This window comes from Pedobacter sp. KBS0701, from assembly GCF_005938645.2.
GTDB lineage: Bacteria > Bacteroidota > Bacteroidia > Sphingobacteriales > Sphingobacteriaceae > Pedobacter.
Genome location: NZ_CP042171.1, coordinates 5,757,920 through 5,771,050, shown reverse-complemented (window position 1 = coordinate 5,771,050; position 13,131 = coordinate 5,757,920). Strand labels below are relative to the sequence as shown.

Sequence of the window (13,131 nt, the reverse complement as noted above, 5' to 3'; positions counted from 1 at the left end):
AATGAAAAAGCCCAATATCTTAGTGACCTTCGATTCAATGAAAGATGCCAATTGCGGTTATTTTTCCTTCGGGAAGGGGCTGGGCGATGCATTGATCCAGGAAAACAAAGGAAATTTTAAGCTCAAATTTTATCTTTTTAAACACACCCAATATCTTTTTAATGGCTTGGTTGATATCATTTATCTATCCCGGTTAGACCGGTTATTCTTTAAGGGGAAAAATGATTTCGATGTTGTTCATCTTTCTGATCAAACCTGCAGATTAAGGCCAGGCAAGGTAAATGCAAAAAAAATAATGACTGTTCACGACATGAACAAGGTGCATTTAAAATTTAGCAAACCATACAGAATTCAGGTATATCTAAAAAAACTAGGCAAGCTCATTTCACAGTGTGATAAAATTGTATGTATATCGCAGTTTGTTGCAAATGATGTGAAACACTATTTCCCTGAATCAGCAAATAAAATTAGTGTAATTTATAACGGGGCCGATAAATTAGTTTCGGATGAAAATCATCAGCCAGCCTTTAAACCTGGAAAAAAATTTCTATTTACCATTGGTTTGCTTTCAGTACAAAAAGGCTTTCACCTATTACCTGCATTGTTAAAAGATAATAATTTCGAACTGGTAATTTCGGGCAGGGAAACACCTCACAAACAGCGAATTTTAGAGGAAGCAGAAAAACATAACTGTTTAGATCGGGTTCATATTACCGGGCCAATCTCTGATGAAGACAAAGCCTGGTACTATAAAAACTGTGATGCTTTCTTATTTCCTTCAGTTGCCGAAGGTTTTGGTCTTCCTGTAATCGAGGCCATGCATTTTGGAAAACCCGTGTTTCTGTCTAAATTCACTTCACTTCCCGAGGTTGGCGGCGATGTTGCGTATTACTTCGACAATTTTGAACGCGAACACATGCAGGAGGTATTTAATAAAGGTATGAGTGATTTCACCCAAAATAATCGCTATAAACAAGCTGTTGCCCAGGCAGAAAAATTTTCATGGGAAATTGCTGCCAACCAGTATCTGAATTTATATCAGGAATTGCTTGATCAATAATTTTCAATATCAGAAGTATTGCATACTACGATTTTATTCTTTCTTTCAATAATTACGGTTAAATATTGATGTGCAATCCTTAATAATACATCCGCACGTCGAACAGCATGTTTTTTTTAAAAAATTAAAAAATTGTAATTTAAATAGAGTAAGATTCCCACCATCTTATTCATTATATGAAAAACCGTACATTTGTTTGAATTTTATTGTTTTTTTTGACTAGGTCATTTCCTAGTTTCCATTACATATACAATACTTAATGAAAACTTATTTTCGTTTATTATCATTTGCCAAACCTATTGAAAAGTTTGCTATACCTTATCTTATAACAACATTATTTGGGATTTTTTTTAATACTTTCCTATTTACACTGCTTGGGCCTTTAATGCAGGCGCTGTTTTTAGGAAAATGTGATGATCCGACTAAAATTGCAGAAAGCAAAAGTTCATGGGATTTATTGGGTCGCTTTAACAACTACATCGATGGTATTATTGCTGACGATAAAATTCTGGCGCTAAAAATAATTTGTGTCATTATTATTGCAACAGTATTTCTTGCTAACTTTTTTCGCTATTTCTCTCAGCGTTTTATGGAAGATTTACGTGTGCATACGTTACTTAACATACGTAAAACGGTTTTTAATAACGTAATGAATTTGCATGTTGGCTACTTTAATAACGAACGCAAAGGCGATATTATATCAAAAGTAGCGTCTGATGTGCAGGTAGTTCAATTTACAGTTACCAACACACTACAGGTTGTTTTTAAGGAACCGTTACAGTTACTATTTTTTATTGGGGTGTTAGTTTCCATATCTGCCAAGTTAACTTTATTTTCTTTATTAGTTATTCCTGTTTCAGGCTTTATCATTAGTAAAATTGTAAAGAGATTAAAACAGCAGGCCACACAATCGCATGAATCCTTCGCAAAAATGATTGGTTTTTTAGATGAGTCGTTAAGCGGCATAAAGATTATTAAAGCTTTTAACGCAACAGAACGTGCAAAGGAAAGATTTGACACCGAAAATAAGTTTTACTCATTTTTAAACAGAAAGATGGCCAGAAGGCAACAGCTGGCATCTCCAGTTTCACAAACTTTAGGTGTTTTAGTTGTTGTATTTATTCTTTTATATGGTGGTACGTTAATATTAAGTGGAAAAGGTGATTTGGAAGCTGCAGAATTTGTAGTTTATTTGGCTACTTTTTCTCAGGTATTGCAACCCGTAAAAGCGATCGCCGATTCCTTTAGTGGTATTCACTCAGGTATTGCTGCCGGCGAACGTGTTTTAGATCTTATTGATACCAAACCTGCGCTAGTAAATAAAAGTAATGCAGAAGTATTAGCTAATTTCAGTAATGCACTAACCTTCGAAAATGTTTCATTCTTTTATGGCGATAAACAAGTATTAAATAACATTAATATTAATATAGAAAAAGGGCAAACAGTAGCATTGGTTGGTCCATCGGGTGGAGGAAAGAGTACATTAATGGATTTAATCCCTCGTTTCCATGATCCAAAATCAGGAACGATCAAAATTGATGATCAAGATTACAGGGAGCTTACTGTTGAAAGCATCAGGGCACAAATGGGAACTGTTAATCAGGAATCATTTCTATTTAACGATACTATTTTTAATAACATTGCATTTGCCAAACCAGAGGCCACAATGGAAGAAGTTATTGCCGCAGCAAAAATTGCAAACGCGCACGATTTTATCGAAAACACGGAGAATGGTTATCAATCTTTTGTTGGTGATAGAGGAAATAAATTATCAGGCGGGCAAAAGCAACGGGTTTGTATAGCGAGGGCTGTATTGGCTAATCCGCCTATCATGTTGTTAGACGAGGCCACTTCAGCCTTAGATACAGAATCTGAAAAATTAGTTCAGGATGCTTTAAATAACCTGATGAAAAACCGTACCTCAATTGTAATTGCACACCGTTTAAGTACGATACAACATGCCGATAAAATTGTGGTGATAGATAAAGGTAGCATTGTAGAAACCGGAAGCCATAATGAGTTAATGAATAAAAATGGTTTATATAGGCGTTTAATTGACATGCAGGCCTTTAACGACTAAACATTTAGATGAAGAAAGTACTATTTTTTATGCCTGATAATCCGCTAAAAAAAAATGCGGGCAACAGAACCAGGGCTTTAAGCATGCTAAGTTACTTTAAATCAAGGAATTTTGAAATTGATTTTGTTAGCGAGTATTTTACCGGACGTTGGAACGAAACAGATATTAAAGCTTTTGAGCAATCAGACCTGGCTAATAATACTTATGTAATTAAAAAAAAGCCTTCTAAGAAAAATATACTCTATTATCTCCTTTTTTATAAACTACCAAATTTTTTCTATCAGAATAAAGCCTGGTTTTTTCCGCTTCAATTCCCTGAATTGGTGACCTTAAGGTTTAAGAGGGCGTTCAAAAAAATTTTAAAAAACAACGATTACGATTATATCTTTATTAACTATGCCAGCTGGGCTACATTGGTAGAGCACAATCCTTTAACAGGAAAAGCAATAACAGTAATTGATACACATGATTTTACAACGGCCCAATATCAAATAAAAAATGATATAGGTCAATCTTTTAAAGAAGAAATCAGAAGAATTTCATTATTTGATATTGCTTTAGCCATTTCTGTTGAAGAACAGTATGTTTTTAGTCAGTTTTGTAAAACCAAAGTTGTTTTAGCACCAATGATGCTTGATCAACCAGAAAATTTTCATACCGTTAAAGAAAAATCATTTGACCTGATTTATGTGGCAAGCGATAATATACATAATCAAAAAGCTGCCAGTTGGTTTTTTAGCCATGTATACCCGTTATTACCAACCAGTGTGCAGATATGTATCATTGGACAAATAAACGAGCATCTTTCTATAAAGGCTCCTAATATTGTTTCAGTAAACTTTGCTGAAGATTTATCAACCTATTATCAAAATGCCAAAGTAGCCCTATGCCCTATGCTAACGGGCACAGGAACCAAAATAAAGGTAGTAGAGGCACTATCTTATGGCTTGCCGATAGTTTGCAATACCAGAGGGATTGATGGGCTGATAAACAAAACAGATAATGGTTGTTTGGTTAGTGATGACCCTATTGAATTTGGGCATAATATCATGAAACTACTAACAGACGAAGCGGAATATAAAAAACAGGCAGAAAATGCGTTGAATGCTTTTAACATGAATTACGAAAAGGAACGATGTTATGAACATCTCGACACTGTTTTTCAAATAGTTTAAATCTCATTATATTATGAAAAAGGTTGCCGTTATTATACCTATTTATAAAGAAATAACCTATTTAGAGGATATATCCCTACAACAGTGTTTCAAAGTCCTTGCCAAGTCCCATCCAATTTTTTGTATAAAACCTACAGCTTTAAATTTAAACACCAAGTATCCGTTTAATAAATTCATCAGCTTTAATGATGCATACTTTAAAGATATTGCAGGTTATAACAAATTGATGCTATCAGGAGAATTTTATGAAGCATTTTTAAACTATGAATACATCCTGATCTATCAATTAGATGCTTTTGTTTTTAAAGATGATCTAACCATTTGGTGCGAAAAAAATATAGATTATGTTGGAGCCCCATGGCTCAGACATAAATATCCCGATATGATCAAAGCAGTAAAAAATAGTGTTTTGAGCTATATACATCGAAAATTCGATATTAAGGGAAAAAATACTCATGCTCCGACTGACATCCAGCGGGAGTATAAAGTAGGAAACGGAGGTTTATCATTACGCAGAACACAGAACTTTCATACTTTAACCGAGCGCTTTCAGGAAAAAATAAAAGAATATTCCTTGAATCCGGCAGCCAACTTTAATGAAGATGTTTTTTGGAGCATAGAAGTAAATAGAAAGAAAAAAAACTTGAAGATACCATCCTATAAGGAAGCAGTATACTTTGCGTTTGAAGTACCTGTAGATCGGGCTTTTGAGCTCACTAACCATACACTGCCCTTTGGGTGCCATGCATGGAACAAAAACCTCGATGTCTGGAGGCCGATATTTAAAGACTTTGGATATTCGATTTGATCTATTTACAATCAACAAATCAAACATACGCTACGCTAACATTAACCATTTATGCAAAATCCCAACAGCGAAAACAAACTTAAGGCCATTGCGCTTTACCTGCCACAGTTTCATCCCTTTAAAGAAAATGATGAATGGTGGGGTAAGGGATTTACTGAATGGACAAATGTTACTAAGTCAAAACCAAAATTCAAAGGCCATTATCAGCCACATCTGCCAACAGATCTAGGTTATTACGACCTTAGGTTATTGGATACCATGATTGAACAAGCTTTTCTTGCCAAAACATACGGAGTTTATGGTTTCTGTTTTTATCATTATTGGTTTAATGGCAAACTTTTGATGGAAAAACCGTTAGAGCAAATGTTAACATCCCAAAAACCTGATTTCCCATTTTGTTTATGCTGGGCAAATGAAAACTGGACCAGGCGCTGGGATGGTATGGAGTCCGATGTTTTGATTAAACAGAACTATGATCTGAAAGATGATCTTGACCATATTCAATACCTAATGCCATTTTTTAAAGATGAGAGGTATATTAAAATAGATGGGAAGCCTATATACCTCATGTATAGATCAGAACTTCACCCAAATATCAATGAGGCGGTAAAAATATGGCGGGACGAAGCAAAAAAAGCAGGGTTTGAAGATCTCTATCTAATCAGGGTAGAGAATTTCAAGCATGATTTTGACCCAAAATATCATGATTTTGATGCCAGTATGGAGTTTGCGCCAGATTTTTCTATCCCATTACAGAAATACAGCAAGAAAGAGCCTGTCAGTCATTTCTTAAGAAAATTACTGCATAAAGCTGCTATTAAAGCAAGTGGGTTGTTAGCCAATAAAGTGTTCGACTATGAAGAGATAGTGGATAAGATGACTAAAAAAGCTCCAAAATCCTATAAATATTTCCGATCTGTTTTTCCGAGTTGGGATAACTCTGCCCGACGAGCTAAGGATGCAACAATTTTTGTTAACTCAAGTCCAGAAAAATTTCAAGAATGGGTTACAAAAACAGCCAGGTATACCAATAAACATTTTAGTGGGGAAGAACGCTTACTTTTTGTAAATGCATGGAACGAATGGGCAGAAGGTTGCCATTTGGAGCCCGACCAAAAATATGGACATCGCTATTTACAGGCTTTAAAAAACGGACTTGAATCAAATTAATTCAAAAACCATAAGATGTAAAAAGACCAGTAATCCGATTAGAGATAAATTTAATTTATACTATCCAATATATCTTCTAAAATTGATACTTGTTTTTTTACCTCATAGAGTGAAGCTTGCCGTTTTATTTCATCGATATTAAACCTTTCGGGATGGTCTTTTACTTCCATCATAGCTTCTGCCAAATCCTTTGTTCTCCAAGTATCGATAACTATACCTGTATCTTCTTTTACAAACTCTCTAATCCCTCCAGAATCAAACCCTACAATCGGTTTACCTAATGCAGCAGCCTCTAACATTACCAATGGGAAAGAATCCTCTCTTGAGAGTAACAGAAACGCATCAGCGGAATTAAGATAATTATAATATTCTTCACTCTGTGCGCCAAGGAATTTAACCCGGTCAGGAAACTTATTTTCTACCGCTCTTTTCGCATAATAATATATACCAGTGTCCTCTTCACCCCCAATCCAGATAATCTTGATATTTTCAGGAAGTTGAGGCAGCAATGAAACTAAGAAATCAACTCCTTTTATTAGTGTTGTTTTACCAGAAATTGCCCAAACAAAATCCTCTTCACTAAAACCTGTATCTGCTTTTACCTCAAAGGCAGCCTTAGTATATATTATTTTACTCAGATCGATAAAACCATATAACAGTTTTACATCAGGCCGTCCCATATCACTAATTTTATTGCATACCGCCTCAGAGCAGCCAATTAATGCCGTTGATGTAGTAACAATGGTCTCTAAATCCTTGTAACCGATAAAATCGTACGCAAAGGGAAGTTCGTGTGCATGGGTAATAATTTTAATCCCTAATTTCTTTGCTATTGGATAAACCTCAGGGATTACAATAGTATTTACATACCAGAAATCAACTTTGTATTTCTTAGTGATATAATTTAATTGGTATTCTAACGCGTCAATTTTAGCTTTTTTTAAGACTGATCTCAGCAGTCTTAAAGACCTTTTAGGATTTTCTCTATAAGGCAGAAAATGCTGAATTTCACTTGGCAGCGTATCGATTAATACGCCTTTACCTTTGGTAAACAATAGTGGTAGAAATTTTTCCCGGTTTAAATTCATTAAAGAATACCAAAGTAACATTTCGGAACCAGTTCTACCCAAATTGTGGCTTATAAACAATATTTTCTTCATCTGATCCTGTAATTACAAAAAGTAAATTCTATCTAAATTGGCTGCAAATTAAAGAATAAATAATGTATTAACTTTTATTTAATTGCATTTACAATACGTATTTAGTTTGTTGGTATATTTGGAATTAATCGCTTTTAGCAGACAAAGTATATGCATTAAATATATGACAAAACCATAAAACTTCAAAAGCGGGAAAGTCTAAAATGCTAGAAGCTCTAAAACCGGTAAACAATAATGGGACATCCAAAGATAACTGTTTTTATGGCCGCCTATAATCAGGCAGATTTTATCCAGCAATCCATAAATAGTGTATTAACCCAAAGTTTTTCTGATTTCGAATTGATTATTGTAAATGATGGCTCTATCGATAATACAACTACCATAGTTGAATCTTTTAATGATAATAGGATCAGATTAGTACATAATGATGGTAACAAAGGCTTGATTTATACCAGAAACCGTTTATTAACTCTTGCGCAGGGCGAATATATTGCCATATTAGATGGCGATGATATTGCTTATCAAGATCGGCTTAAACTTCAGTATAACTTTCTTTTGGCTAACCCAGAAGTTGTACTATGCGGGGGCCACGCTGCCATTATAAATGAACATGGTAATAAAACAGGAGACAAGCTGAGGGTACCGGTAAACAATACTGTTGATTTATTTATGTTATTTGGCAATCCTTTCGTAAATTCTACAACCATGTTCAAAACAAGTGTTTTTACTGAGTTGAATGGCTATCAGAATTATACCATATCAGAAGATTTTGATTTATTTATAAGAATGGCCGAAAAGTATAAAGTGGCCAACCTTGATGAAACCCTTGTCGACTACCGTGTCCACAGCAACAATACCTCTACGCTAAATACGAATACAAGGCTAGCAAATGAAAGAAAGATCATTAGCCATATGCAAAAGCGCATCGGTCTACCCTATGATGAAAGACGGTTAAACCTGCATGTCGAATTATTTAATTGGACACCGGTTAAAGAGCATTTAAATGACTATTCATTTTTGTTCAACGAATTTAAATTAGCCAATAACATTTCAAAGAGATATGATCCGAAGATTTTTAACCAATTCTTGTTCAATAAGTGGATGGATATCTTAAAATTCGATCAAATTAATTCACTTAGCCTAAAATGGTATTTTAAAAATGAAATATTTGAAAGCGATTACTTCAGTTTTAAAAAATTTAGAAGAGCTTTTAAAAACAGCATCAAACAGCTTTTAAATTAAACTATTACTGTCCGACAGTCCATTTCATTTTTGTTTTGATGATCAGTGCCGATAGCATATAACTAATTGAATAGGCTATTATAAACCTAAGGATTAACAATGCAGTATTTTCCCAGACATTATAATGCTGAACATCTAATTTCAAGGGCTGAAAAATCAATGGCAATACCCTTTCTATAACAATACTGTGCACTAAATATATTCCAAAAGTGGTTTCTCGGGGTTTAAGACGATCAAGTATTTTAATATTTCCTATTTTTAATAGAACACCAAATCCCACAAATGAATAAATGATATTGGATATCCTGAGTGTATTATAAGCATCTTTACTACCTAGTTTAATCAGATATACAGATTCCCATATTCCTAGTGCGAAGGTCAGAACCAGAAGAAGAACCCATATTGTCCATCGTGTATCTTTCACAAAGGTCATTACGGCAGTATAATATTTGTTCAAGTATACCCCAAGCCACAGGTAAAAAACAAAACCGAATAAGGCAGAAGTATGTGTAGTTTCGAACCAGTTGAAGTACAGATTAACACTATATACAAGTGAAATAATTCCAAAAAATATCCCCAACCAGTATTTATAGAGATATTTTTTGAATATCAATAATAGTGTGATACAGATTAAAAAATTAAGGATAAACCAGTAAGGACTAAAAAATAATATCCTGTAAACAAAGTCAGAAATATAGGCACTGAAATCGCTAAACATTAAATCTCGATCACTTCCTTTAATATGGGCTACCCATCTATCTAACATGGTAATTGCAATGAAGACAAACATCCAAAAAAGCCAGGGTCTTACGGTATTCTTAAACCTGTTCTTTAAATATTGGCCTGCGGAGTATTCTTGAAATTTATGGTTGATTAGAAAACCACCTATCAGGAAAAAAGCTACGGTAGAAAACTTAAAAAACTGTATTACTCCAGCTTCTGTTATGGTAGCGCCCAGTGTATTGTACATTGGCGCCTGAACAATGTGGCTGTGCTCAAACACAATACCCATCATCGAGATACAACGAATGGTGTTAACAAAATCAAAATTTTTTTTCTCAGGTGCTGCTTGTTTCTCTAATTCAATATTCATTAAATTATTTTGGTAGTTGAATTGGTAAATATCTACAAAAAAAAGAGCCTCAATAATATATTGAGGCTCTTTTAACATTTATGTATGTAAAATATTACACGGTCACCTATTGAGGAATAAAACCAATATTTCCCTCAAGTATCCAACCATCTCTTCCCCATCCAAGTTCGCCGAAGCTTGTAGTGTAAAGATGTGGTACCTTATCATTTCTATATCTATAAATAGGAAGGTCATTAGTTTCCTGGGCAGAATTTACATAACCAACTATTCCTTCATATGATCCAATGTGCGCTTCGTTCCAGCTTAAAGTAAATAAGTGTTTTCCATTATTAAGATAAACGCGGTATAATGGAACGGTACCAGGTTTAGCATTGGTAGTATAAACTTTGCCTATAGAACCTTCTACGACCCAATTTCTTACACCGCCTACTTCTCCTGGGTTAGTTAGCAATAATCTATCATCATTTTTGGTATTGAAGCATCTATAAAGCTTAGCTACTGGATAACCATCAACTAAATGTCCTTGGTTATTGGTCAGATATTGAATGATATAATTTTTAACAGCCAAAGCTTTTGACTGATCAGGGATTAAATCATAAATAGGCATTAAACCATCAGGAGCAATGTCTATCAATACCGAATTTTCTAATGTACAGCTATTTTGCCAAGCTGAAATATTAACTGTCGGTATTGGGTTTGGATTAGATGCATTACCGATACTAACGTCGCCTATTAAGTTTTTAGTTGGATCACCTCCGTTAGTTACATAATGTAATTTTTGAGCAAAATTCTCAGAAACATCATTAGCATCATAAGTATATCCTGTATTTAAATTAAAAATCTTTTTTACATGGAGGTCAATACCTGCCGAACTTGCTGTAGTTTTATCAGATTTAGAAGTTTCTGACTGATAGATAACGTCTAATTTTCCGCCAAGCGTAATATCAGCTAACACGTGTGTTCCATATCTGTTTACAATGGCCTCGGGTGTTTGACTTTGGATATAAGATAAAAATTCGGGATCTAAATAAGATTGAAGTACATCATTTAGTGCATTTAACTTGATTCTTTTTTGCTGGATTTTTAAATTATAACTGCTATAAATATATTTAGACGAAAAGATATCGGTGCTATTGTAACTGCCGGTTACAGTAGCTTTAAATAATGACATCCCTAGAAACTCATAACCGAATGTACTGCTAAGATGTGTAGTTAATTTTTTCAAATAAGATGTAGCATCACTTCCTGCATCTAACCTTCCTTCTGTTCTTGTTGAAAAGTCCCATATAACTCTGGTTGATTGATCGGCCTGTAATCTATCTACATCAACAACAGGTCGTGTGGCTGCACTAGCATTTCCAAACTCTCCCAATACATTATAACCATAACCTAACAAATCATTTTTTCCATCTCTACCAAAACCTGCAAGATTATTGTGCTTATTAATTAATCCCTTTTCTTCTGCGAGATCATTTTTTTTACAGTTGCTAAATAAAGCTGTAAGAGTACACAGCAAGCAAATAATTTTTAATTTGTAATTGTTTTTCATCAGTATTTATCTATTATTTTTTTCAAAACTACCGACAAGAAAAATTAATTATGACAAGGCAGGGTTATCAATATGATAATAAATTGTAATAGAATTAAACAGACAAATTGATAAAATACAGCATATAAAATATCCTGATTTATAACTAAGAGAATTTACGTTGTTATTTCCCTAAAATGAAAAGCTTGTTAAACATCCGAATGAAACTTATCAATAAAAAATCTAGCGTTGGTTGCTTTTGATTTTAAGAAAAAATAATAATGATGATAAAAAAAGGGGCCCAACTAATTATTGAGACCCTTTTAACATTAATGTAAAATATTTCAGTATTAAATTCTTTTTTTAAGACTAGTTAATTAGGAAATGCATAAAATGGTTGTCCATTATATCTCCAGCCCGCATAAGAAGTGTTCCTGTTTGTGGTATAAAGATGTCCACCTGTTGAGCTATAAAATTCGTAAACGGGCACTGTACCTGTGGTTGGTGTCTTATATACATAGCAAAGTATTCCGTCATAATTATACCCACCAAACCCTGGATATCTGTTTGTTGTTAATACACGATTATCAATACTAGGATTATAGAATTGATATAAAGGAACCGTCCCAGCATACTGTGTGGTATAAACTTTAAAAGGCTCTGCATTGTGATAATAATTACCCCAATACTGCTCCATATTTGGGCCTAAATTATAAGCATGTCTATTAGTTACTGAATTATAATATTCGTAAAAGGTTGTAGGCAACAACGAAGCCTGGTTCGCTGTGAGATACTGTATGATGTAATTCTTCACCGCTAACGCTTTTGCCTGATCTGGAATAAAATCGTAGATAGGTAATAAGCCATTGCTTGGAATATCTATCAGTACCGAATTTTCTAATGTACAGCTATTTTGCCAAGCTGAGATATTTATTGTTGGAGTTGGGTTCGGATTAGATGAATTCCCAATAACGATATCGCCTATTAAGCTTCTAGTGGGATCTCCACCATTAGTGATATAATGCAGTTTTTGGGCAGAATTCTCTAAAACATAGTTAGTATCATAAGTATATCCTGTATTTAGATTGAAAATCTTTTTCACATGGATATCTACTCCGGCAGAACTTGCTGTGATTCTATCAGACTTTGAAGTTTCTGATTGATAGATAACATCCAATTTTCCTCCCAATATAATATCAGCTAGGATATGCGTACCATACCTGTTCACAATCGCCTCTGGCGTCTGGTTTTGAACAAAAGAAAGGAACTGCGAATCTAAGTAAGACAGAAGTACATCCCTTTGTGCATTCAATTTAACCCTCTTTTGCTGAATTATTAAATTATAGCTACTATAAATGTTTTTTGATGAAAAACTATCGGTATTATTATAAGTTCCAGTTATAGTGGTTCTGAATAATGACATCCCCAAGAAGTCGGCACCAAAAGTATTACTAAAACGTGTAGTTAATTTATTCAAATAGGAAACGGCGTCGCTCCCAGCTTCTAATTTCCCGTCTGTTCTAGTTGAACCATCATATACTATTGTATTGGACTGGTCGGCCTGCAATCTATCCACATCAATAATAGGTAATGTAGCTGCACTCGCATTCGCAAACTCTCCCAGCACATTATATCCATAGCCCAATAAATCGTTCTTTCCATCTCTTCCAGCTGCAAGTGTATTGTGATTATTGGTTAATGATTTTTCCTCTGCAAGTTCACTTTTCTTGCAACTACTAAATGCAGCCGCAATTACGCACAGCATGCAAAGAATTTTTAATTTGTAATTGTTTTTCATCAGTATTTATTTGTTTT

General features: G+C 34.2%; 10 protein-coding genes. 6 read left to right on the top strand and 4 right to left on the bottom strand.

Going from position 1 to position 13,131, the window contains the following annotated elements; all coding sequences use genetic code 11:
* Position 1: 1 nt before the first annotated feature.
* From FFJ24_RS23455 to FFJ24_RS23435, 5 genes are all read left to right on the top strand, one after another.
* Positions 2 to 1,060: a glycosyltransferase family 1 protein gene (locus tag FFJ24_RS23455; protein WP_138819536.1), complete on the top strand. Its 1,059-nt coding sequence runs from the start codon at positions 2 to 4 to the stop codon at positions 1,058 to 1,060.
* 259 nt (positions 1,061 to 1,319) lie between these two features.
* A complete protein-coding gene (locus tag FFJ24_RS23450) occupies positions 1,320 to 3,140 on the top strand; it encodes an ABC transporter ATP-binding protein (RefSeq protein ID WP_138819535.1) in 1,821 nt (606 codons plus the stop codon).
* Between the two features lie 8 nt (positions 3,141 to 3,148).
* Positions 3,149 to 4,315 (top strand): glycosyltransferase, encoded by a 1,167-nt coding sequence (locus FFJ24_RS23445; protein ID WP_138819534.1) that lies wholly within the window; start codon positions 3,149 to 3,151, stop codon positions 4,313 to 4,315.
* Between the two features lie 13 nt (positions 4,316 to 4,328).
* Complete coding sequence (locus FFJ24_RS23440) at positions 4,329 to 5,123, top strand: DUF5672 family protein (RefSeq protein WP_138819533.1); 795 nt, start codon at positions 4,329 to 4,331, stop codon at positions 5,121 to 5,123.
* Between the two features lie 51 nt (positions 5,124 to 5,174).
* Positions 5,175 to 6,293, top strand: a complete 1,119-nt coding sequence (locus tag FFJ24_RS23435; RefSeq protein WP_138819532.1) for a glycoside hydrolase family 99-like domain-containing protein — start codon at positions 5,175 to 5,177, stop codon at positions 6,291 to 6,293.
* Positions 6,294 to 6,343: 50 nt separating this feature from the next.
* Here FFJ24_RS23435 and FFJ24_RS23430 read toward each other — a convergent pair whose 3' ends face one another.
* Complete coding sequence (locus FFJ24_RS23430; protein ID WP_138819531.1) at positions 6,344 to 7,453, bottom strand: glycosyltransferase family 4 protein; 1,110 nt, start codon at positions 7,451 to 7,453, stop codon at positions 6,344 to 6,346.
* A 234-nt stretch (positions 7,454 to 7,687) separates the two neighbouring features.
* Here FFJ24_RS23430 and FFJ24_RS23425 point away from each other — a divergent pair, with 234 nt between their 5' ends.
* Complete coding sequence (locus FFJ24_RS23425) at positions 7,688 to 8,695, top strand: glycosyltransferase (protein ID WP_138819530.1); 1,008 nt, start codon at positions 7,688 to 7,690, stop codon at positions 8,693 to 8,695.
* A gap of 4 nt (positions 8,696 to 8,699) precedes the next feature.
* Here the strand turns inward: FFJ24_RS23425 and FFJ24_RS23420 are convergent, their stop codons facing one another.
* From FFJ24_RS23420 to FFJ24_RS23410, 3 genes are all read right to left on the bottom strand, one after another.
* Positions 8,700 to 9,788: an acyltransferase gene (locus FFJ24_RS23420; RefSeq protein WP_168202540.1), complete on the bottom strand. Its 1,089-nt coding sequence runs from the start codon at positions 9,786 to 9,788 to the stop codon at positions 8,700 to 8,702.
* Between the two features lie 106 nt (positions 9,789 to 9,894).
* Positions 9,895 to 11,337 (bottom strand): MAC/perforin domain-containing protein, encoded by a 1,443-nt coding sequence (locus FFJ24_RS23415; protein WP_138819528.1) that lies wholly within the window; start codon positions 11,335 to 11,337, stop codon positions 9,895 to 9,897.
* 352 nt (positions 11,338 to 11,689) lie between these two features.
* A complete protein-coding gene (locus tag FFJ24_RS23410) occupies positions 11,690 to 13,114 on the bottom strand; it encodes an MAC/perforin domain-containing protein (RefSeq protein WP_138819527.1) in 1,425 nt (474 codons plus the stop codon).
* Between the last annotated feature and the right edge of the window lie 17 nt (positions 13,115 to 13,131).

What these genes read in the sequence shown, in the direction of transcription:
- FFJ24_RS23455 (WP_138819536.1), top strand. Translation starts at nt 2, where the DNA reads ATGAAAAAGCCCAATATCTTAGTGACCTTCGATTCAATGAAAGATGCC.
- FFJ24_RS23450 (WP_138819535.1), top strand. Translation starts at nt 1,320, where the DNA reads ATGAAAACTTATTTTCGTTTATTATCATTTGCCAAACCTATTGAAAAG.
- FFJ24_RS23445 (WP_138819534.1), top strand. Translation starts at nt 3,149, where the DNA reads ATGAAGAAAGTACTATTTTTTATGCCTGATAATCCGCTAAAAAAAAAT.
- FFJ24_RS23440 (WP_138819533.1), top strand. Translation starts at nt 4,329, where the DNA reads ATGAAAAAGGTTGCCGTTATTATACCTATTTATAAAGAAATAACCTAT.
- FFJ24_RS23435 (WP_138819532.1), top strand. Translation starts at nt 5,175, where the DNA reads ATGCAAAATCCCAACAGCGAAAACAAACTTAAGGCCATTGCGCTTTAC.
- FFJ24_RS23430 (WP_138819531.1), bottom strand. Translation starts at nt 7,453, where the DNA reads ATGAAGAAAATATTGTTTATAAGCCACAATTTGGGTAGAACTGGTTCC.
- FFJ24_RS23425 (WP_138819530.1), top strand. Translation starts at nt 7,688, where the DNA reads ATGGGACATCCAAAGATAACTGTTTTTATGGCCGCCTATAATCAGGCA.
- FFJ24_RS23420 (WP_168202540.1), bottom strand. Translation starts at nt 9,788, where the DNA reads ATGAATATTGAATTAGAGAAACAAGCAGCACCTGAGAAAAAAAATTTT.
- FFJ24_RS23415 (WP_138819528.1), bottom strand. Translation starts at nt 11,337, where the DNA reads ATGAAAAACAATTACAAATTAAAAATTATTTGCTTGCTGTGTACTCTT.
- FFJ24_RS23410 (WP_138819527.1), bottom strand. Translation starts at nt 13,114, where the DNA reads ATGAAAAACAATTACAAATTAAAAATTCTTTGCATGCTGTGCGTAATT.